Raw genomic sequence first — 20,980 nt, 5'->3', positions numbered from 1 at the left:
AAGGACAGTCGATGACCGTGCTCGATCACTCCCATCAGAATGACCTCCCCCCCGGCTTCATGGTCGTTCACGGCAACCGCCTGGAGGACCTGCGCGGCGTGGCGGTGGAGTGGATGAAGCGCCACCCGCTCGCTCCGCTGGAGAACGAGACGATCCTGGTGCAGAGCAACGGCATTGGCCAGTGGATGAAGCTGGCGCTGGCCGCCGACGAGGCCGACGGCGGCAGCGGCATCGCCGCCGCGCTGGACGTCACCCTGCCGGCGCGCTTCCTGTGGCAGGCCTACCGTGCGGTGCTCAACCATGTGGAAGGCGATGCCAACGCGGTGCCAGCCACCTCGCCCTTCGACAAGTCGCGCCTGCTGTGGCGGCTGCTGCGCCTGCTGCCGGAACTGATGCCGCGCGATGAGTTCACCCCGCTGCGCCGCTTTCTGGATGGCGACAGCGACCTGCGCAAGCACCACCAGCTCGCCGAGCGCCTGGCCGACCTGTTCGACCAGTACCAGGTGTACCGCGCCGACTGGCTCGAGGCCTGGGCTCGCGGCGAGGATGTACTGATCTCCGCCCGCGGCGAAGCCCGCCCCATCGATGACGCCCAGCGCTGGCAGCCGGCCCTGTGGCGGGCCGTGGTGAAAAGCGTCGCCCAAGATATAGGCGACGACGGCGTGGCCTCCAGCCGCGCCATGGTGCACCGACGCTTTCTCACCGCCGCCCGCGAGCTTCACGGCAGTGAATGCCCTCCCGGCCTGCCGCGCCGGGTAATGGTGTTCGGCATCTCCTCGCTGCCCCAGCAAGCGCTGGAAGCCTTGGCCGCCATCGCCCGCTGCTGCCAGGTGGTGCTGTGCGTGCACAACCCCTGCCAGCACTACTGGGCCGATATCATCGAACACAAGGACCTGCTCCGGGCCCAGCGCTACCGCCAGCGGCGCAAGGCCGGCATGCCCGAGCGGCTCGATGTACTCGGCGTTGGCGACACCAGTGGCGAGGGAGCGGAGAGCCTGCACTTGCACGCCCAGCCGCTGCTCGCCGCCTGGGGCAAGCAGGGCCGCGACTACCTGCGCCTGATCGACGAACACGACGACGCCCAGCAGTACGAGGCGCTGTTCCAGGCCGACTCGCTGCGCATCGATCTGTTCGAGCCCTTCGTGCGCGAAGGCAACGGCCGGCTGCTGCAGCAGCTACAGGACGACATCCGCGAGCTGCGCCCGCTGCACGAGACCCGCGAGACCTGGCCGGCGGTGGACCCGAGCCGCGACGACTCCATCGTCTTCCACGCCGCCCACAGCCCCCAGCGCGAAGTGGAAATCCTGCACGACCAGTTGCTCGCCGCCTTCAGCGCCGACCCGAACCTCAAACCCCGCGACGTGATCGTGATGGTACCGGACATCGACCACTACGCGCCCCATGTGCAGGCAGTTTTTGGACAGATCGAGCGCGACGACCCGCGCTACATTCCCTTCACCCTCTCCGACCAGGGCAGCCGCCACCGCCTGCCGCTGCTGATCGCGCTGGAAAAACTGCTGCGCCTGCCGGAGCTGCGCCTCTCGGTGAGCGACCTGCTCGACCTGCTCGACGTGCCCGCCCTGCGCGCACGCTTCGGGCTCAATGAGGACGACGTACCCACCCTGCGCCGCTGGATCGAGGGCGCCGGCATCCGCTGGGGGCTCAACGCCAGCCAGCGCGGCAGCCTCGACCTGCCACAGGGCATGGAGCAGAACACCTGGGCCTTCGGCCTGCGCCGGCTGCTGCTGGGCTACGCCGTGGGCGAGGCCGCCAGCGGCCCGTGGCAGGGTATCGAACCCTTCGACGACATCGGCGGCCTGGAGGCGGCACTAGCCGGGCCATTGGCCGCACTGCTGGAAACACTGGAAATACAGTGGCGCAGCCTGCGCGAGCCCACCGACATGAGCGGCTGGATGCAGCGCCTGCGCACTTTGCTGGAAGCGAGCTTTCTCGCCGAGGCCCCCGATGACAGCCTGATGCTGGCCCAGCTCGAACAATCGCTGCAGGCCTGGCAGGAGAGCGCCGAGGAGGCTGGACTGACCCGCGAGCTTCCGCTTTCCGTGGTGCGCGAGCACTGGCTGGCCCAGATCGACGAACCGAGCCTGTCGCAACGCTTCCTGGCCGGCGCGGTGAACTTCGCCACCCTGATGCCGATGCGCGCCATCCCCTTCAAGCGGGTGTGCCTGCTGGGCATGAACGATGGCGACTACCCGCGCAGCCACCCGCCGATGGACTTCGACCTGATGAACGGCGACTACCGCCCCGGCGACCGCTCGCGCCGCGAGGATGACCGCTACCTGTTCCTCGAGGCGCTGCTCTCCGCCCGCGAGCAGCTCTACGTCAGTTGGGTGGGTCGCAGCATCGTCGACAACAGCGAGAAACCGCCCTCGGTGCTGGTCGGCCAGCTGCGCGACCATCTCAAGGCCGGCTGGCGCACAAGCGACGACAGCGACCTGCTTGAAGCCCTCACTAGCGAGCACCCACTGCAGCCGTTCAGCCGCACTTACTTCCCTACCGAGGCGCAGCAGGCCGAGCGAGACGTGGCCGCCCGGCGGCTGTTCACCTACGCCCACGAATGGCGCGAAATTCATGGCAAGGCACACGGCGAGATGGTAGCGGCCGAAGAGCTCAAGGAGTTCACACATGAAACTCCTCTGACGCTGGCCCAGCTCGGCAACTTCCTGCGCGACCCGGCCCGCGCCTTCTTCACCACCCGCCTCAAGGTGTTTCTGGAACGTGAAGACATCGTCAGCCTCGACCACGAGCCCTTCGCCCTGGATGGCCTCGGCAACTGGCAGTTGCAAGACCTGCTGATTCGCGAGCAGCGCAGCGCCATGGACGAAGGCCGCGAGCGCATGCCCGCCATGCTCGACACCCTCGACCGCCTGCAGGGCCAAGGCGTGCTGGCCATGGGCGCCTTCGGCGAGCGCATGCGCGAACAGCTCACCGAACCGATGGAGGCGCTATTCGAAGCCTATGAAGAAGCTCTGGAAACGTGGCCCCATGCCGTCGAGGAGCCCGAGCCGGTGCAGCTCAGCGTGCCTGGCGCCCCGCCTATTGAGGATTGGCTCGACGAACTGCGCGTGAGCGAATCGGGCGAGCGCTGCCGCCTGGTGCTCACCAGCAGCAGCCTGGTAAAGAAAGGCAAGTACCGCTGGTCGCACCTCCTGCGCCACTGGGTCGCACACCTGGCCGGGCACCTGAACGACAAACCAATGACCACACTGCTGCTTTCCAAGGCCGGCCACGTCACCCTTCCGCCCCTCGACCCGGAAGTCGCCCGTGGGCACTTGCGCGAGATCGTCCGCACCTGGCAGGCCGGCATGCAGATGCCGCTGCCGCTAGCCTGCGACACCGCCTTCGTCTGGCTGAGCAAGTTGGGAACGCCCGAAACGGAGCGCGACAGCGACGCCTGGCGCGCCGCCGCCAGCACCTACAACGGCGACGACTTCAACGTCGGCGAAGCGGGCCGCAACGCCTACCTCGCCCACCGCTGGCCCAGCTTCACTGCGCTATATGAAGCCCGCCACAACGTCGGCGGCTTCGCCGAGCTGACCGAGCGCCTGCTTGCCCCGGTGCATCTGGCCGTGAAAGGCAATGGAAAACAAGCAATCTCACCCATCCTGCGTCGATAAACATAAGCCGCTCACCGACTTTCATTCGGTGACTAGATCAGCGAGCAATGTCGGAGTGAGCAATTGCGGTAACATTTTGGGTTTCTCAGCCCCTGGCGCATACCACAGATAAAGAGGCACGCCGGTTCTGTCATGGCGATTGAGAAAGGCCGTAATGGCGGGATCCCCATTGGTCCAGTCTCCCACCATGGTGGTCACGCCAGCCTGTTGAAAAGCATCACGTGTCGTCTGGCGATCAATGGCACTCTTTTCATTCACCTTGCAGGTCACGCACCAGTCCGCCGTGAAATACACGAATAACGGTGTGTTCTGTTCACGTAACTCATCGAGACGAATTTCATCGAAACTCAATAACTGACGAGATTCATCGGCAGCGCCCAGAAGCTGTGAATCAGAGCTCTGTGGAAACGCCGCTGGAATGAACCATCCAGCGCTCAGCGCCACCACGGCAGTACAAACTGACGGTCCCCAAGACCCGCGTTTTCCGCTACGTTGGCGCAGGCCTGTCAACCAGAGCCCTGCCGCCAGTAGCATGACTACGGCCAGGGTGGCGACCACGCCATCACTGGATAGCTGCTGTCCCAGCACCCAGAGCAGCGCCAACGCGGTTACGAACATCGGAATGGCCAAGGCGTGCCTGACGCTCTGCATCCATGGCCCAGGACGCGGTAGCTTGCGACTGAGTGCAGGAAAGTAGCCGAGGATCAGAAAAGGTAGCGCAATGCCCAACCCCAGCCCCGCGAAAATCGTCAGTGCTGCCAGCGGTGGCAACAATATTGCGGTACCCAGTGCCGTTGCCATGAACGGCCCCGAACAGGGAGTTGCCACGAAGGCTGCCAGTACTCCGGTCCAGAAAGCCCCAGTGGCGCCGCCCTTCTCGGCCAACTGAGCCCCGCCATTGAACCCGCCAAGTTCGAACAAACCCGCCAGATTGAAGGCAATTGCCGTAATCAGAAGCGTCAAGCCGACAATGACACGAGGCTCCTGGAGCTGAAAGGCCCAGCCAACCTGAGCCCCAGCGGCACGCAAGGCAAGTATCCCCGCCCCGAGCAGAATGCATACCCCGACGACGCCTGCCGTATAGGCAAGGGCTTCTCGCCTCGCTTCACGAGGGCCGCCGGACAATCTTGCCAGGCTCAGTACCTTGAGGCTCAGAATCGGAAATACGCACGGCATGACATTGAGCAGTATCCCGCCGGCAATGGCTCCGAACAGCGCCGTCAGTATTACGCCAACGGTGCCACTCGTACGCTTTTCTTCAGCGCTGTCATTGGTGACATACCCATTAACATCCGGCGCAGGTACAGAACCCGCATCCGCCTGGAAGGCCAATCCCGTGCCCCCAGCAAGTGTCACTACCGCCTCGAGAGGCTCTGGCAATGTCACTCCCGCCGCCGTCTCGACGATAAGCTCATCCCCCTGGCGGCTGAAATTCTGCCGGGCGGCCGGATCGACGGCTTCATCATTAGCGACAAACAGGTGCGGTTGATCCAGCTTGACGCTGGCTGGCAAGGGAATGGCGATGCGAATGCGGTCGCCCGTATGCTCGTAGGTGGCTCGTGCGCCCAAAGGTCGCGGCAAGGCCTGGCGCCAATGATCAAAGTCCGATTGGTGACGGGGCGATGCCGCGCCATCACCGACAGACAGTTGCGTCGATAGCGTCGCCCTTTCGGGAATGCAGGCATCTTCTCGACAGGCCAGATATTGAAGGTCGAGCCGGACAGGAATCGTCGTCCCCTCGCCCAGGTGGTCCGGTACATTCAGCGGCACCAGAATGGCGTACGGGTGTTCGTAAACATGGTTCATCAAGTCATCGATGAGCAGCGTCTCGGGGACCGGATATGCCGGCTCTCCTACCGTCACTCCATCGGGCAGTTGCCAGTCAAACTGTGATGCAAGCCCCACGCTCCCGGGCTGTTTCCAGTAGCCGTGCCAACCATCCTGAGGTTGCATGACGACGGCAAGCGTTGTCTGCTCTCCCGCTGCCGGACGAGCACTCTCTGCCATAAGCGATGTCCGAATCATCACATCGCTTTGGCCCTCGGCGGAGCCTTGTGCCACGGCCGCGCCTGGTGGTATCAAGCTCAGTACGCTTACTACAGAGATCAACGCCAGCAGACGAACCGCGACGAGACCGCGCATCATAATGGTTGGCATAGACAACAGGCCCATCAGGGATGGGCTTCTCCGTTGAATGGTGGTCAGCATCGGAAATCGTCTGGTATCACTTGGCAGCGATGCTCTGTACTGCTTCAGCCAACGCCGTATCCTGGGGACCCAGGCGCTTGGCCACATGGCCATTACTGTCAATCAACACGACGGTGGGAATCTCTTGGACGTCGAAGGCACGATAGAAGTTACCACTGGCATCAAGGGCAAGAGGAATACTGACTTCGTTGGCGTCGCGGTAATCTTCAAGATCCTCTTGTGATGCCCAGAGCCCGGATGAAACCCCGATCCAGTCGATGTCACCTTGCCTGGCCAGACCATCCACGGTTTCACGAACGCGGCGACACGCTTGAGACGTTTCCGGCTGGCTTTCCTCCAGATACCACTCGCACCAAGGGGCAAAGAATACGATGCCACGAGGGTTGTCAGTGCCATCATCAAACAACTCAACAACATCGCCAGAGAGAGTGTTTAGCGTGAGTCCGTCGACGCTATCGCCAATGTTCAGCGCTTGCACCTTCGCGGTATCGGCACCTTGCGTGGCACTATCACCCTCATCGTTGCCCCGCACGACTCGCTGGAGAGCATCTTCGAACTGCTGGTCATCTCGATGCCCGATATAGGAAATATGTCCACTACGGTCGATGAGCACATGCTGCGGCGTGACTCGTAGATTGAGTGCTTCGGCGAGGGTGCCATCATCTACCGTGATCGGCATGCCAAGGCCCATCTCTTCGCGATACTTACGCGCGGCATCGACGGTATCGCTGAAACCGGTGTTGACCGCTATGACCTGTATCTCATCGCCGTACGTTTCATAAATTTCCTGGAAACCAGGCATCTGCTGACGGCAAGGTACGCACCAGGTTGCCCAGAATTTCAGATACACGGGCTTTTCGCCATACAGTTCGGATAGTGCAATCTGTTCACCATCCAGGGTGGTGACCGTGACTTCGGGTCCTGGCTGGCCGATCAGAGACTCTCCTGCACTCCTGGCGCGACGCTCGCCGTCAGCCTCCTGGTCATAGGCCTCGACGGCCTGTTCCTCACTCTGCGTATCGCTGGTGGCGCTTGACACGGAGGTGGTGCAAAGGCCACTGACCAACAGTGCCAGCAGCAATCCATAGCGGATCGTAGGTGTTCGAGTTGGCATCTTGAGGTTCCTTGTCGGCCTGAACAGCAGCTGAATACCGCTTCAGCAGCAGTGGAGAGTGGTTTGGCAGTAGAGTAGTCTGGGGGTGGCACAGTACAGAAAAAAGTACCAAGAACTGACAAAGTCGGTATACCATGACTCGGACCATGAACTCTCTCCGCATCGCTGTCGATCGGCTCCACCGACGTTCGCTGGCCGAGCAGATACGCGACAGCATTGCCACCGCGATCCGCGAGGGGCATCTCTATGAGGGGGCACGCCTCCCCTCCTGGCACGATCTAGCCACCCAGTTGGGCGTTGCCAGAGGCACGGTAAAAACCGCCTATGAACGGCTGGCCGACGCCCAACTGGTAGTCGCTCGTGGTGCCGCGGGAACCTTCGTCGCGAGCCCATTGCCCACCGCCCAGACCAACCCTGACGAGGTTCCCACTCGGCTGCCACTGCCAGAGCTCTACCGTGATTTCGACAGCTCGCCGAAACCCTTTCAGGTCGGTGTTCCGGCGTCGGACATGTTTCCTTACAAGGTATGGTCCCGCACCATCACTCGCTATGCACGACTTGCCGCCATGGAAGCCACTCGCTACCACGATCCTCGGGGAGAAAGGGAGCTGCGAAAGGAAATCGCCGCCTATCTATCGGTCGCTCGCGGTCTACCGTGTTCCGCCGACCAGGTCATCATCACTAACGGCTATGCCGGCGCACTAGGCCTTGCCCTGCACGCGCTTGAGCTTGGTAACCGACAGGTCTGGGTAGAGGATCCCGGCTACCCACTGGCTAGTCGAGCGGTATCACTGGCCGGCTACATTCCGGTCCCTATCTCGGTCGACACAGAGGGACTGGATGTCGCTGAGGGGTTAAGGCGTGCTCCAGATGCGTCTCTCGCCATTGTTACGGCCAGCCAACAGGCACCACTGGGCGTATCGCTCTCGCTGTCCAGGCGGTGCGCCCTGCTCCAATGGGCGGCTGCGGCAGACGCCTGGGTCATCGAAGACGACTACCTCAGCGAACTAAAGCTCGGTGGCAAGGCCACTCCAGCGCTGGCGTCACTGGACGGCGATGGACGCGTCATCCATATCGGAACCTTCAGCAAGACCATCAGCCCCACGCTGCGGCTCGGTTTCATGGTCGTGCCGTCGGCGCTGGTGAACCTTTTCGGAGACGTTGCCGCTGCACTATCGCCAGCTTCATCGTTAGCGACCCAGTTGGCCGTTGCGGCTTTCATGCGTGATGGCTACTACTTACGCCATATACGGCGCATGAAGAGGCTATATGCTCAGCGCCGCGATGCCTTGCTGCAACAACTGGGGCAAGCGTTGTCATCCAACACCATGGCAGGATTATCCCTACTGCTGACACTGCCCGACGAAGCCGATGATGTAAAAATCGCAGAAGCTGCTGAGGCGCTGGGGCTCGCTCCTGCGCCACTGTCTATCTGGTATGCCGATGACAATGGTAAGGCGAAAAGTGGGCTACTACTTGGCGTGACGAACCTATCGGATGCGGTCCTCGAGAGCAGTTGCCGACACCTCGAAGCCCTCATCCAGCGCCACGCATAATACGCGGAGCCTTCGCGAGAAGCTTTGGCCACAGCGTGCCATGACGCTATGGCCAGAACTCGGTCTCAAAGCACCTCTGTCAGCGGCTGGTTTTGAAATAGTGGACTAAGCCAATAGGTAGCTACCAAGTAGAGTAAAACCGCCACCTAGTGCACCATGTGGGCTTGCCCGAGTTTTTGAGGATGCCCATGTCGCTTTCTGCTGCCCTTCCTCTTTTTGGCTTGGTGGTGGCCCAGAGTGACCGCACGGAGGGTCTGGGTGGCCTGGTAGCTAAATATGCAAGCCCCTTACGCTGTCAAGGGAGATAGCTAATGAGCGACGCGACACAGCTCAATCCACTCCAGTTTCCCTTGCATGGCAGCCGCCTCATCGAAGCCAGCGCCGGCACGGGCAAGACCTTCACCATCGCCCTGCTCTATGTGCGCCTGGTACTCGGCGCCCGCTCGGCCGATGACGACGCCGCCTTCGAACGCCCGCTGACGCCGCCGGAAATTCTCGTCGTCACCTTCACCAACGCCGCCACTCAGGAGCTGCGCGAGCGTATCCGCGCGCGGCTGGTGGAAGCTGCTAATGTCTTTCTCTCTTCACAGGCGCCCGAAGCCGCGCCTACTGACGATGAGAGCGCACACGTCAGAGGGGCGCCGGGGACAGGCCGTAGCGAGGGTCTTTTTCCAGGGAAGGAAAAAGTAGCGCCCAGGGATGGGTTCACAGCGCCCTCGCAGAGGCCTGTCGCCGGATCAGCCCCGACGCCACAAGATCCGCTCCTCATCGCCCTCAGGGACCAATACGACCCCGCCACTTGGCCCGCCTGCGCCCGCCGCCTGCAGCTCGCCGCCGAATGGATGGACGAGGCCGCCGTCTCCACCATCCACAGCTGGTGCTACCGCATGCTGCGCGAGCATGCCTTCGACAGCGGCAGCCTGTTCTCGCTCGACCTGGAAAACGACCAGACCGAGCTGGAACTCGAGGTGGTGCGCGACTACTGGCGCAGCTTCTACTACCCGCTGAACACCGACGAACTGGCCAGCGTGGTACGCCACTGGAGCACGCCCGAGCAACTGCACGCTGCCGTGCGCGGCCTGATGCCCGAAGCCGAGGCGCTGAACAAGCACGCCCCGCCCCCGGCCGAGACGATCGCCAACGCCAGCCGCGAGACCGCCGAGCGCCTGGCCCAGCTCAAGGCGCCCTGGCCGGCATGGGTGGACGAGTGCGAGGCGCTATTCGAAGAGGCCGCCCAGCAGAAGGCCTTCAAGGGCCAGAGCTTCAATGCCCGCAGCCGCGCCAACTGGCTCGCCGCGCTACGCGAATGGTGCCAAGGCGAGGCCACCTGGCCCGGCCTGACCGATGCCGCCTGGAAGCGCCTCACGCCCCAGGGCATGGCCGATATCTGGCTCAAGGGCGAGCCGCCGGGCCACCCCGCGCTGGCCGCACTGGAAGCGCTGCAGGACGAACTTCACGCCCTGCCCGACCCGTACGCCGACCTGCTTACCCACGCCGTGCACTGGTGCCGGGCGCGGCTCGACCGCGAGCAGGAACACCGCGCCGAGATGGGCCCCAACGAACTGCTGACGCACCTCGACCGGGCGCTGGCTGGCCCCAATTGCGAGGCACTGGGCGCGCAGATCCGCCGCCAGTTCCCGGTCGCCCTGGTCGACGAATTCCAGGACACCGACCCGGTGCAGTACCGCATCTTCGACTGCGTGTACCGCATCCGCGAGAACCGCCGTGAGTGTGGTGTGTTTTTGATCGGCGACCCCAAACAGGCGATCTACGCCTTCCGCGGTGCCGACATCTACACCTACTTGCGCGCCCGCCGCGACACCCAAGGCCGCCACGTCACCCTGGGCACCAACTTCCGCTCCAGCCGCGAGATGGTCGAGTCGGTGAACCGCTGCTTCGAATTTGCCGAGGCGCACCCGCCCGGCGCCTTCCTGTTCAAGGAAGGCGACGGCAGCAATCCAGTGCCTTTCAATCGCGTGGGAGCGAAAGGACGCAAGGACTCACTCACCCGCCAGGGCCAGCCACTCCCGGCCATGACCCTGTGGCAGCTCGATAGCGACGAGCCGCTCTCCAAGACCGCCTACCACGGCGTGATGGCCGAGCGCTGCGCCTCCTATATGGTCGAGCTGCTCAACGAGGGCCAGCGCGGCAGTGCCGGTTTCCAGAACGAACAGGGCGAATTACAGCCGCTCAAGCCCTCCGATATGGCGGTGCTGGTCAACGGCCTGGGCGAGGCGCGGGCGATCCGCCAGGCGCTGGCCCGGCGCGGGGTAAAGAGCGTCTATCTCTCCGACAAGGACAAGGTGTTCGCCTCGCCGGTCGCCCCCCAGCTCGATGCCTGGCTGCGCGCCTGCGCGGCGCCTGAGGACGACAGGCTGCTACGTACCGCCCTGGCCACTTCCGTGCTGGGGCTGGATATTGCCACGCTGGACAGGTTGAACGAGGATGAACTGGCCTGGGAAGGCCGCGTGCTGCAGTTCCGCGATTACCACCGGCTGTGGCAGCGCCAGGGCGTGCTGCCGCTGGTGCGCAAGATCATCCATGACTTCGACGTCGCCACGCGGCTACTTGCCTGGGGGCCTGCCAGCGACGGTGAGAGAGCGCTTACCGACCTGCTTCATTTAGGGGAGCTGCTGCAGCACGCCAGCCAGGAGCTCGACGGCGAACACGCGCTGATTCGCTTTCTCGCCGAATCCATCGCGCACCCGGAAGGCCAGGGCGACACCCACAAACTGCGCCTGGAGAGCGACGCCGACCTGGTGCAGGTCATCACTATTCACAAGTCCAAGGGGCTGGAGTACCCGCTGGTGTTCCTGCCCTTCATCTGTAGCCATCGCCCGACGAAGAAGGACGACTCGCCGCTGCGCTGGCATGACGCCGAAGGCCGCCTGCGCATCAGCCTGGAAGCCGACGAGGAGACCCTGGCCACCGTCGACCGAGAGCGCCTGGGCGAGGACCTGCGCAAGCTCTACGTGGCGCTGACCCGCGCGCGCCACGCCACCTGGCTCGGCATGGCGCCGCTCAAGGGCGGCGAAGGTAGCGCCATCGGCCAGTTGCTGGCCAACGGCGAAGCGCTGAGCCCGGCAGGTTTCGCCAGCGCGCTTACCCAGCTCAAGGGCGACTGTGCGGCCATCGAGATCGCCCCGGCGCCGCCGGCCCACGCCCAGATCGTCACCCAGACAGAACGAGAGGCCACCCTCGGCGAAGCGCGCACGCCCGCACGCCCCGCCCGCGAGCACTGGTGGATCGCCAGCTACTCGGCGCTGCGCCTCTCGGGAGAAATGGTAAGCGCCCCAGTAAGGACTGACTTACCGCCAACCCCCTATGACAGCGAAGCGCAGCGTAGCGGCAGCTTGCCGGAACCCGCCACCGCCATGGAAGCCACCGCGCTGGAAGTGATCGAAGAGCCGCACGACAAGTCACCACTCGTTGATGAACGCAATCGAGCGACGGCCAGACAAGGCACTCTCGAGCGAGAGACGGACTGGGCTCGCACACGAGTTTACGTGTCTGTAAATGAGCATCTCGAACGAGAGAGTAACGCCGTATGGCCGAGCGCAGATCATTCATTGCATCGGTTTCCCAGGGGGCCCGGGCCCGGTACTTTCTTGCACGGCATTCTCGAATGGGCGGGGGAACACGGCTTCGCCCGTGTGGCCCGCGATCCGTCCCTCCGCGAAGAGACCCTGGCGCGGCGCTGCCAGGTGCGCGGCTGGCAGGCGTGGCTGAATACCCTGCATGCCTGGTTAGGCACCCTGCTCGCCGCCCCACTGCCGCTGCCCAACGGCGCGGGCAGCCTGACACTCGAAGCGCTGACGAGCTACCAGGTGGAGATGGAGTTCTGGTTCGCTTCGCGTCAGGTCGACACCCGCCGGCTGGACGCCCTCGTAAGTGCTTACACACTCCCCAGCATGCCCCGTCCCGCGCTGGATGCCGATACCCTCAACGGCATGCTCAAGGGCTTCATCGATCTGGTGTTCGAGTTTGATGGGCGCTACTACGTGGCCGACTGGAAATCGAACCACCTGGGGCCGGACGACAGTGCCTACAGCCAGGACGCCATGCGTCAGGCGGTGGCCGCCAAGCGCTACGACCTGCAGTACGCGCTCTACCTGCTGGCCCTGCATCGTCTGCTCAAGGCGCGCCTGCCGGGCTACGATTACGACCGGCATATCGGCGGCTCGCTCACCGTCTTTCTCAGGGGCGCCAATGCGGAGAGCCGCGGTGTACACGCCGAGCGACCCCCGCGGGAGCTGATCGAAGCGCTGGATGCGCTGTTCCAGGGCGACGCCCGAGCGGCAGGCACCCGCACCACCACGGAGGCGCCGGCATGAACAAGCGCAGCAAGCACCACGACGACGCCACCCCGGACCTGTTCGCTGATCTCGGGGAGGCATCAGCAGGCAGCAGCCAGGCAGCCGACGAGGGCGCCGAACCTGAACCGCCCCAAGCCGCGCAGGGCAACGTGCAAGCCGCGCTCCACGACAACCAGGCGCTGTTCGCCCTGCTCGACCGCTGGGTGGAGCGCGGCTGGCTGCGCGCGCTGGACCGCGCGCTGGCCAGCTTCTTCGAGCGCGAGGTGAGCGACGCCCCGCCTCTGCTGCTGCTCGCCGCTGCCCTTGCCAGCCATCAGCTCGGTCGCGGCCATGTTTGCCTCGACCTCGCCCAGACCCTCGCCGCCCCCGACCTGGCGCTCTCGCTACCGCCGGAAGGCGACGACCTCAGCGACCCGCCGCCGCTGCCCAGCGAGCTGCTGACCGAACTGGATCTCGCTACCTGGCGCGACATCCTGCACCACCCCGCCCTGGTGGCGGACGGCAACGAACCACCGGGCAACACCCCGTTGGTGCGCAGCGAGCGCGACGGCAATGTGCGGCTCTACCTGCGCCGCTACTGGCAGTACGAGCAGGACATTCGCGGCCTGATCGGAAGCCGACTTACTGCCACCACCGACACAGACGCCGATACCGTCACCCTGGCCCGGGCGCTGGCCGCGCTCTTTACTCCGGGACATGAACTCGACTGGCAGCAGGCTGCCTGTGCACTCGCCAGCCGCTCGCGCTTCGCGGTGATCACCGGCGGCCCCGGTACCGGCAAGACCACCACCGTGGTCAAGCTGCTTGCCCTACTGCAGGCACTGGCCCTGGGCGAAACCGCACCTGCAGGCTCCGCCACCCCGCGCCCGCTGCGCATTCGCCTGGCCGCCCCCACCGGCAAGGCCGCCGCCCGGCTCAACGAATCCATCGCCAAGCAGGTGCAGAACCTCTCGCTGGTGGAACTGGCCGCCGCCGTGGGCCAACAGGGTGTGGATATCTCAACCCTGCGCAACAGCATCCCGACGGAAGTCACGACCCTGCACCGCCTGCTGGGCTCACGGCCGGATACTCGCCACTTCCGCCACCACGCCGGCAACCCGCTGGCGCTGGACGCCCTGGTGATCGACGAAGCCTCGATGGTGGATATCGAGATGATGGCCGCCGTGCTCACCGCCCTGCCGCCCAAAGCCCGGCTGATCCTGCTCGGCGACAAGGACCAGCTCGCCTCGGTGGAAGCCGGCGCCGTGCTCGGCGACCTGTGCCAACGCGCCGAAGGCGGCCACTACACCCCGGCCACCTGCGACTGGCTGCAACGGGTGACCGGCACGCCGATTCCCGAACGCTACAAGGACGAAGGCGGCCAGCCGCTCGACCAGGCCATCGCCATGCTGCGGGTAAGCCACCGCTTCGATGCCAAGAGCGGCATTGGCCAGCTCGCCGAAGCGGTCAACCGCCCGCTCGGCTCAGACCATGGGCAGAAAGAGAAGAAACGCGCCGTGCGCGAGATCTTCGGCACTGATGGAAAGTCACGCTACGCCGATATCGCCCGCCTCGCCCTGGCGGATGCCGACGATCCGGCGCTGGATCGCCTGGTGGTGAATGGCAACCCGGCCGGTTTCATCAACGGCGGCGCAGGCCGCCACGACCGACGCGGCGAACCCATCGCCTCGCCCCGCGGCTACGCTCACTACCTAGAGGTCATGCAGGCAGCCCGCCCCGCCCAGCCCTACTTCGGTGAAGGCGACGAACGCCAGCCCTACGACGACTGGGCCCGCCAGGTGCTCGCCGCCCACGGCCACTTTCAGCTGCTGTGCGCGCTAAGGAAAGGCCCCTGGGGCATCGAAGGGCTGAACCCGCGCATCGGCCACGCGCTGCGCCGCGCCGGCTGGCTCAAGGCCAGCGACCTGGAGCTGGAACAGGGCTGGTTCGAAGGCCGCCCGGTGCTCGTCACCCGCAACGACTACGGCCTGGGGCTGATGAACGGCGATATCGGCATCACCCTCGCCGTGCCCGAGGCCCGCAGTGCCACCGACACACCCGGCCGCACCCTGCTGCGTGTCGCCTTCCCGACCAGCGACGGCAGCGGCAACATCAAGTGGGTGCTGCCCAGCCGCCTGCAGGCGGTGGAAACCGTGTTCGCCATGACGGTGCACAAGTCCCAGGGCTCGGAATTCACCCACACCGCCCTGCTGCTCCCCGATGCCCCCAACCCCATCCTCACCCGGGAGCTGGTCTACACCGGCATCACCCGCGCGAGGGACTGGCTAACGCTGGCGGAGACGGGCCGCGGGATGCTGGATGAGGCGGTGACGAGGGAGGTGGTGAGAGTGAGTGGGTTGGGGAGGTTGCTTATCTAAGCCCTCCTTTCAGCACTAGAGCCAATGCCACAGAGACAATCCAGTCTTGCATGTTAATTTTTTCTACCCTACAGTAGGGAGAGAAAAATTAACATGAGGATAGGTTGTGCAGAAAACACATCCCATAGTACTGAAGGATGAGCCAAGCGTGGACAATCGTCTTGTCGAGCTCGGCTTATCGAGAGAAGGGCTTCTGCTGGTACGTACCCAAGCGATGGCAGCAGGTGCCGATGCGACCTTAGATCATCCAGCCAACGCTGCAGGCTTACTCGCTTACATACATGGCGTTGCTGCCCTACGTAGGGCGTTTGTCGGGGATTCATGGTCTCGTGAGCGAGTCGAAAATATAGAGTTCATCCGTAATGACAACCTTAAGGTACGCGTAGGTTTCTCTAATGTTAAGCTGGCCGCCAATGACGCTGTCCAACCACAGGCAAGATCCCCCAAAGGAGCCGGAGCTGCTCGCGTATGCCAATTCACTATAGACATGTTTGGCGGAACATCATCCAGCGTCACCTCAATTGACGATTTTTCTACATATTTTTTGATGATTGACCCCAAGGGCGCGGCTGAGCTATCACGCCCAACAGTCACCAGATCCAATTACAGTGATTACCTAGAGCGTATCTATCTTTCTGACGGATCAGACTTTGACGGCGTATCACTCCTGATTGATGACGATGACATTGTTGACGATTTTGATCCAGTTGTTGCACGGAAGTGAGCGGGTTAAGAATGTTCAACCACAGCAGGCTAATTTTAGCTAGAAAGAGGAGGCGTCTCTCTGCCAAAGCACTAGCAGAAATGGCTGGAACAACTGCCGTTACCATCACCAGAATTGAAAAGGCTTACAACCAGCCTGACGACTCTACAGTTGAACGTCTTGCTGAAACTTTAAACTATCCTTCTAGTTTTTTTTATAAGGATGACACTGATATACTTCAAGCTGACTCGGTAAGCTTTCGAAGCCTGTCAAAAATGACGGCAAAAGAGAGAGATGCAGCACTTTCAGCTGGCGCCTTAGGCCTACAGCTGATTAATTGGGTAGAAGAACGTTTTAGTCTACCAACTCCAAACCTACTCGACCTAAGTTACGAAACCAACCCAGAAGTCGCTGCTCAAGCCCTGCGTCAACATTGGGGGCTGGGAGTTAAGCCTATCGGCAACCTTATCCACCTTCTTGAAAGTCAAGGTGTAAGGTTTTTATCTTTAACAGAAAACACTGCTTCAGTAGATGCTTTTTCATTTTGGAGGCAAGGAACACCTCTTATATTTCTCAATAACTTTAAAACTGCTGAGCACAGTATCTTTGATACTGCTCATGAGCTAGGACATTTGGTATTACATGTCCACGGCGGAGCAAGTGGCTCACGAGAAGCTGAGAAGGAGGCCAATCAGTTTGCTTCAGCCTTCCTTATGCCTCGGGAGGATGTATGCTCCAGAGTACCGCGATTCATTAACACAGACATGGTAATAAAGCTTAAGGGAAGGTGGCGAGTATCAGCCATGGCCATGGCTTATCGCCTTCACACGCTTGGGATACTTACCGATTGGCAATATAAATCCATTTGCATTGAACTAGGACGACGCGGCTATCGTTCTGGAGAACCCGTTGGCACCTCCCGAGAAGAATCGGCCATATGGCGGAAAGTACTTGAAAAACTCTGGTTGGAAAAAATAACAAAAAATGAAATTGCAACGCAACTCTCCCTCCCCTTAGATGAAGTAAACAATCTTCTCCTAGGATTGACCGGAAACACTGACGAACCAAAAATCATTGAAAACAGGACAAAATTGACGAGCATTAATTAGCAATCTCGCGCTTCTGTCACCAACATTCCACACTAACAATAAAGTACAGAGCCGCAGCTCATGCCTGCGGCTCTGACATGACCGTCCAACCTTATCCTGTCACTGCCTTTATTTTAGAATACAACTCAAGCTTCTCAAAATACTCTCTTTGATAACCTATCCTCAGCGCAGACTCAACTTTTTTATGGTCCATATTGGTTTCTAAAGAAATTTCTTCCTGACGAAAACAAATGGCAATTATGTTTGCTACATCATGTCCGCAGCAGACCTGGAGCTTGCAGGCATCACTAGACTTATACTCATCTATCTTAGAAATTATGTACTCTTTCGTAGCTATTTCTTTTTTATTCCTGCTGCGCAATATAAGCTCATCAAGCAAGACCTCCAAATCAATTGAAACACTTAACGAGTCAACTGAAACAAATTCGTTAAAATTCAAACCCTTGAAGTTAATATTCAAGCCCTCGTTGCAATTAACCCACCTTATTAGACCGAGCTCATATGCAGCATCAAAAGCATTAGGTATTAAATGCTCTCGTACAGTATCTATATTTCCATGAGAAGCATATTCGCTGATAAACGCATCAGCAGCCGGAGAGATCAGCATCATAACTTCCGCATCATGATGATCTGTAACGTAGACAGAGTTTCTAGCTCGCTCATCAGCAAGCCCGTTTAAATTATCATAGTCTGCATCACATATCCCCAAAACTTTCTCAGGATACTCTTCGCTTAGCTGAATCATCAGATTAAGCAAGGGGGACTTTCCATCCACAGTTTCAATCTTTGCAGTCTCAGACTCTAAGATTCCCCTGAAAAGCCTTACATCTGTCTCACCTTCGACCACTACAACAACTTTATCTCTATAAAGAGGATGTCTAAAAAGCAATCTTATTTCGTTTAATTTATCATTCTCATCAATATAATGCCTCATGCTAGTCCACCTTCCTCCAAATCAACAGTCAGATCCCAATTCCCATCTATGATTTGAGGAGAATGTGTTGCAACAACCACGGGCATACTCTGTATGTTTATAATTTCTTTTAAGTCTTTCAAGAACTCCTTCTGCCAAGCAACATGTAAAGATATCTCTGGCTCATCTATCAAAACTAAAACATTTTTCTCTGTTTTAAATATAAGCTCATAAAGCAACACCACCTGATGTTGCTCTCCTGAAGAAAGCTGTGTAAGCTCTAGAGGCCTACCTCTTTCTGTTTCGAACTGAAACCCTCTACTTGAGTTTATTTTTATTCTTTTAAAAGAAAGCCTTTTGCTGTTTAATATCCTAGAAAAAAGCTCTATCTTCTTATATATTCCATCATAAGAAGAAAGTTTCTCTTTCGTATCCTGAACATATAAAGTCAAAACTTTTTTATCTTCAGGCTTTATCTCATCTAAGACATGCAGGGCAGGCAAATGCTGAGCTGACGACAAAAGGTCAAAAGCCGATAGTTCAGACCTGATTCCTTGCAGCTTCTGCAGCTCCTGCTTTAAATTTTCCGCCTCCATAGGAACAAAATATTTATCATTCCTAAGAAGGCGCTCGGGAAACGTTGTATCAAGCTGTTGCGAAACATGTGAAGAACGAAACCCAGACTGTCGGATAAGGTCGGACAATTCATCAGCATACTTCTCAATAGTATCTATAAAGCTTTTACGCCGATTTCTATCCGCACTGCCTTTTCTTTGTATAAGCCGCTGATCTTGAATGAAATGCGCTTTGAGCGAATCAGTAAATACAACAAACCATTCCGGATATTTCTGCGCTGTAAACTCATCCGGCAAGTACTCTGAAAAAGTTTCAATCACCTCGTCAAATGAATATATATCATCTGTCCTTATGTCTTCCCACTCCCTTGGACCAATCCTATGCAGGAACGGAATGCTAGTATCAATAGCATGGATAGTCGTTTTCTTTGAAAGAGTATAATCGCGATGGTACTCATGCGACTTCTCCAAATCGCCATGACCTAGAGTAATTTTATTAGGCGATTCCTCCATGTCCTTTTCTATTGTTAGAACCCCTTCAGAGGTTTCCAGCTCTATCGCAGTAAACTGGAGATCACACAAAAATGACAGTTTTCTATTAAAAATAGAATCTATAACCTTCAAACATACAGTTTTACCATAGCCATTAGGGGCGGTCAGTATTGTAACATTCCCTTCCTTGAACTTAATTGTGTGATTGAAATGCCCGAAAAGCCCTCTGATGAATAGTTTCCTCAGTTCCACCGCAGCATCTCCATAGTTAGAATCAATCCGACACAAACCATCAATTAAGAAGCAAGTTTTCAACTACATCACACAACCTAGTCTACATCTAATCCACTCTTTAAAAGCACCATCTACATTAAAGGCATATGCCTTTATCGGCCCAAGAGTCGATGACACAGAGCAAGCCCATAAGTAGAAAATTCATGCGGACTCTCTCCATGCTATTCGTACATCCGTATCGTTATGTATCTTTGCGTTTCAGCCTAGCACCGAAGCATGGCTTTTCCTATGCGCTGGGTCAACGGCCCCAACGCTAGGTGAAGCGCTACGGCCGAAAAGCGCACCTTCGCACCCTCACCCGGATGAACGGGCAGTACGCTTCGATGCCGAAGTGATTGCCCGCTTCGACCTTGGTGGGCAGGGTGAAGCCTTCGAAGTTTTGGAAGTCGTCCAGGTAGCCGCCAAAGGGCTGGAGCCGCCACGCCTTCTCAGGGTTGGCGTTGCTCCAGCGCTGGAACTGTACCCAGCGCGGTTGGCCGTCTTGGGTTACGGCGATCTCGATGGCTTGTTCCAGGGAGCCGCGGGTGATGATCGCTCGATGGTGTAGCGGAAGTAGTGCGGGTAGGCCCTCTACCATGGCGGGCTCGTTTCGACGGTAGCAGGCGCCTGGGATTGCAGCCATGCCCAGGCCTGCCCCATCGCACGGTTGTCGGCCAGTCGCCAGGCCTGCATGGCCAGTAAGCCGGTGAGTACCAGCGCCAGCAGCAAAGCCAAGGCTCCCCCCAGGTAGGCTATGCGTTTTCTCCTGCGCTTCGCCCTATCGGCCATTCTTCAAGTCTTGTGCACGGCTGGACCTGCCTACTCAGGATGGTGTGTGGTGCCTGGGTAATTACAATTACCCATGCGGATCGAACAGCCGCACCTCTCGAATGTCGACGTGCTCCCAAACACGGCCGAGCATATAAGGCTCGGTTGCAAGCCATGCATCAAAGGCCTGACGATCTGCGAACTGGAAGTGGGCATTCGAGCCGACCATCTTGCCTTCTTCATCCAGTATTGCTCCGCCACTGAGGAAACTCCCTTGCTTGGCGAGCTGGCGAAGGCCGTTCAAATGCGCTTCGCGATTGGCCAGACGACGATCCAGTGCTTCGGTGTCGGTGTAGTCGTAGGCTAAAACAGCATACTGCTTCATGTAGCGTTTTCCTTCGTTCACTGAACCAGACTTCTCTCGGATAAAGCTTCGCATACTGCTAATTCAAAGAGCAAACTCGGGAAACTTGGGCAGCTCATCGGCAAGCTCGAACCACTCGGCCTTGGACGAGACCCAGGCGTGATAGCGTTTGCTGGGCGTTATCGGCATATCCAGCGTGCCCAGCCGTAGTCGCTTGGCCTCGGGCAGGTCGTCGCGGGCACTGTAGAGCGGGCTGCCGCACTCGGCGCAGAACACCCGCACCTTGCCCGCCGTAGCGCGATACTCCTTGAGGTACTCCGCGCCTCGGGTGATGGAAAAGTCGGCCGAGCGGATGGGCGCCACGGCAACGAAGGCCGAGCCCTGGGCCTTCTGGCACTGTTTGCAGTGGCACATGGAGACTTCATCGATCTCGCCGCGGTACTCGTATTTCACTTTCCCGCATAGGCAGCTTCCCTTGTGCATCGGTGTCTTCTCCCGGTCGGTTTTTCTTCTACTTGGTTTTCGGATAGAGGGCGGATGCAGTATAGTCGGCGGTCCATCCCTTCAATATGAGGTGTTCGTCCAATGCGCCATTGA

General features: G+C 59.7%; 14 protein-coding genes. 6 read left to right on the top strand and 8 right to left on the bottom strand.

Annotated elements, in window-relative coordinates; translation table 11 throughout:
• Window positions 1-11 precede the first annotated feature (11 nt).
• The gene (recC, locus tag HOP51_RS13435) at window positions 12-3,635 is read left to right on the top strand and encodes an exodeoxyribonuclease V subunit gamma (RefSeq protein ID WP_234274406.1); all 3,624 of its coding nucleotides are present in this window, start codon (window positions 12-14) and stop codon (window positions 3,633-3,635) included.
• A 21-nt stretch (window positions 3,636-3,656) separates the two neighbouring features.
• On the opposite strand, the gene HOP51_RS13430 is transcribed toward recC, so the two are convergent.
• Window positions 3,657-5,843, bottom strand: a complete 2,187-nt coding sequence (locus tag HOP51_RS13430) for a protein-disulfide reductase DsbD family protein (RefSeq protein WP_234274405.1) — start codon at window positions 5,841-5,843, stop codon at window positions 3,657-3,659.
• A 16-nt stretch (window positions 5,844-5,859) separates the two neighbouring features.
• A complete protein-coding gene (locus HOP51_RS13425) occupies window positions 5,860-6,957 on the bottom strand; it encodes a TlpA family protein disulfide reductase (RefSeq protein WP_234274404.1) in 1,098 nt (365 codons plus the stop codon).
• 146 nt (window positions 6,958-7,103) lie between these two features.
• Between HOP51_RS13425 and pdxR the strand changes: the two genes are divergently transcribed.
• The 5 genes from pdxR to HOP51_RS13400 all read left to right on the top strand — a co-directional run bounded on the left by pdxR (window position 7,104) and on the right by HOP51_RS13400 (window position 16,998).
• Window positions 7,104-8,513: a MocR-like pyridoxine biosynthesis transcription factor PdxR gene (gene pdxR / locus HOP51_RS13420; RefSeq protein ID WP_234274403.1), complete on the top strand. Its 1,410-nt coding sequence runs from the start codon at window positions 7,104-7,106 to the stop codon at window positions 8,511-8,513.
• A 311-nt stretch (window positions 8,514-8,824) separates the two neighbouring features.
• Window positions 8,825-12,847, top strand: a complete 4,023-nt coding sequence (gene recB / locus HOP51_RS13415) for an exodeoxyribonuclease V subunit beta (RefSeq protein WP_234274402.1) — start codon at window positions 8,825-8,827, stop codon at window positions 12,845-12,847.
• Window positions 12,844-15,186, top strand: a complete 2,343-nt coding sequence (gene recD, locus HOP51_RS13410) for an exodeoxyribonuclease V subunit alpha (RefSeq protein ID WP_234274401.1) — start codon at window positions 12,844-12,846, stop codon at window positions 15,184-15,186. The genes recB and recD overlap by 4 nt, the downstream gene beginning before the upstream one ends.
• Window positions 15,187-15,334: 148 nt before the next feature.
• Window positions 15,335-15,910: a hypothetical protein gene (locus tag HOP51_RS13405; protein ID WP_234274400.1), complete on the top strand. Its 576-nt coding sequence runs from the start codon at window positions 15,335-15,337 to the stop codon at window positions 15,908-15,910.
• A gap of 11 nt (window positions 15,911-15,921) precedes the next feature.
• Window positions 15,922-16,998, top strand: a complete 1,077-nt coding sequence (locus HOP51_RS13400; RefSeq protein ID WP_234274399.1) for a helix-turn-helix domain-containing protein — start codon at window positions 15,922-15,924, stop codon at window positions 16,996-16,998.
• A gap of 91 nt (window positions 16,999-17,089) precedes the next feature.
• Here HOP51_RS13400 and HOP51_RS13395 read toward each other — a convergent pair whose 3' ends face one another.
• The 6 genes from HOP51_RS13395 to HOP51_RS13370 all read right to left on the bottom strand — a co-directional run bounded on the left by HOP51_RS13395 (window position 17,090) and on the right by HOP51_RS13370 (window position 20,866).
• Window positions 17,090-17,932: a DUF4435 domain-containing protein gene (locus HOP51_RS13395; RefSeq protein ID WP_234274398.1), complete on the bottom strand. Its 843-nt coding sequence runs from the start codon at window positions 17,930-17,932 to the stop codon at window positions 17,090-17,092.
• Window positions 17,929-19,230, bottom strand: coding sequence for an AAA family ATPase (locus HOP51_RS13390; protein ID WP_234274397.1), 1,302 nt, complete (start codon window positions 19,228-19,230; stop codon window positions 17,929-17,931). The genes HOP51_RS13395 and HOP51_RS13390 overlap by 4 nt, the downstream gene beginning before the upstream one ends.
• 307 nt (window positions 19,231-19,537) lie before the next feature.
• Window positions 19,538-19,849 carry a DUF6544 family protein gene (locus HOP51_RS13385; protein WP_234274396.1) on the bottom strand — a complete coding sequence of 104 codons (312 nt, stop codon included), beginning with the start codon at window positions 19,847-19,849 and terminating at the stop codon, window positions 19,538-19,540.
• Window positions 19,843-20,040 (bottom strand): hypothetical protein, encoded by a 198-nt coding sequence (locus tag HOP51_RS13380; protein WP_234274395.1) that lies wholly within the window; start codon window positions 20,038-20,040, stop codon window positions 19,843-19,845. The genes HOP51_RS13385 and HOP51_RS13380 overlap by 7 nt, the downstream gene beginning before the upstream one ends.
• A 67-nt stretch (window positions 20,041-20,107) precedes the next feature.
• On the bottom strand, window positions 20,108-20,404 hold the full coding sequence (locus tag HOP51_RS13375) for a YciI family protein (protein ID WP_234274394.1): 297 nt from the start codon (window positions 20,402-20,404) through the stop codon (window positions 20,108-20,110).
• Window positions 20,405-20,467: 63 nt separating this feature from the next.
• Window positions 20,468-20,866 (bottom strand): GFA family protein, encoded by a 399-nt coding sequence (locus tag HOP51_RS13370; RefSeq protein ID WP_234274393.1) that lies wholly within the window; start codon window positions 20,864-20,866, stop codon window positions 20,468-20,470.
• Window positions 20,867-20,980 lie beyond the last annotated feature (114 nt).

The organism is Billgrantia zhangzhouensis (assembly GCF_021404465.1).
GTDB classification, from domain to species: Bacteria; Pseudomonadota; Gammaproteobacteria; order Pseudomonadales; family Halomonadaceae; genus Halomonas; species Halomonas zhangzhouensis.
Note: the sequence above shows the minus strand (reverse complement) of the source record. Positions and strands in the feature narration are given on the sequence as shown.

What these genes read in the sequence shown, in the direction of transcription:
- recC (WP_234274406.1), top strand. Translation starts at nt 12, where the DNA reads ATGACCGTGCTCGATCACTCCCATCAGAATGACCTCCCCCCCGGCTTC.
- HOP51_RS13430 (WP_234274405.1), bottom strand. Translation starts at nt 5,843, where the DNA reads ATGCTGACCACCATTCAACGGAGAAGCCCATCCCTGATGGGCCTGTTG.
- HOP51_RS13425 (WP_234274404.1), bottom strand. Translation starts at nt 6,957, where the DNA reads ATGCCAACTCGAACACCTACGATCCGCTATGGATTGCTGCTGGCACTG.
- pdxR (WP_234274403.1), top strand. Translation starts at nt 7,104, where the DNA reads ATGAACTCTCTCCGCATCGCTGTCGATCGGCTCCACCGACGTTCGCTG.
- recB (WP_234274402.1), top strand. Translation starts at nt 8,825, where the DNA reads ATGAGCGACGCGACACAGCTCAATCCACTCCAGTTTCCCTTGCATGGC.
- recD (WP_234274401.1), top strand. Translation starts at nt 12,844, where the DNA reads ATGAACAAGCGCAGCAAGCACCACGACGACGCCACCCCGGACCTGTTC.
- HOP51_RS13400 (WP_234274399.1), top strand. Translation starts at nt 15,922, where the DNA reads ATGTTCAACCACAGCAGGCTAATTTTAGCTAGAAAGAGGAGGCGTCTC.
- HOP51_RS13395 (WP_234274398.1), bottom strand. Translation starts at nt 17,932, where the DNA reads ATGAGGCATTATATTGATGAGAATGATAAATTAAACGAAATAAGATTG.
- HOP51_RS13385 (WP_234274396.1), bottom strand. Translation starts at nt 19,849, where the DNA reads ATGGTAGAGGGCCTACCCGCACTACTTCCGCTACACCATCGAGCGATC.
- HOP51_RS13380 (WP_234274395.1), bottom strand. Translation starts at nt 20,040, where the DNA reads ATGGCCGATAGGGCGAAGCGCAGGAGAAAACGCATAGCCTACCTGGGG.
- HOP51_RS13375 (WP_234274394.1), bottom strand. Translation starts at nt 20,404, where the DNA reads ATGAAGCAGTATGCTGTTTTAGCCTACGACTACACCGACACCGAAGCA.
- HOP51_RS13370 (WP_234274393.1), bottom strand. Translation starts at nt 20,866, where the DNA reads ATGCACAAGGGAAGCTGCCTATGCGGGAAAGTGAAATACGAGTACCGC.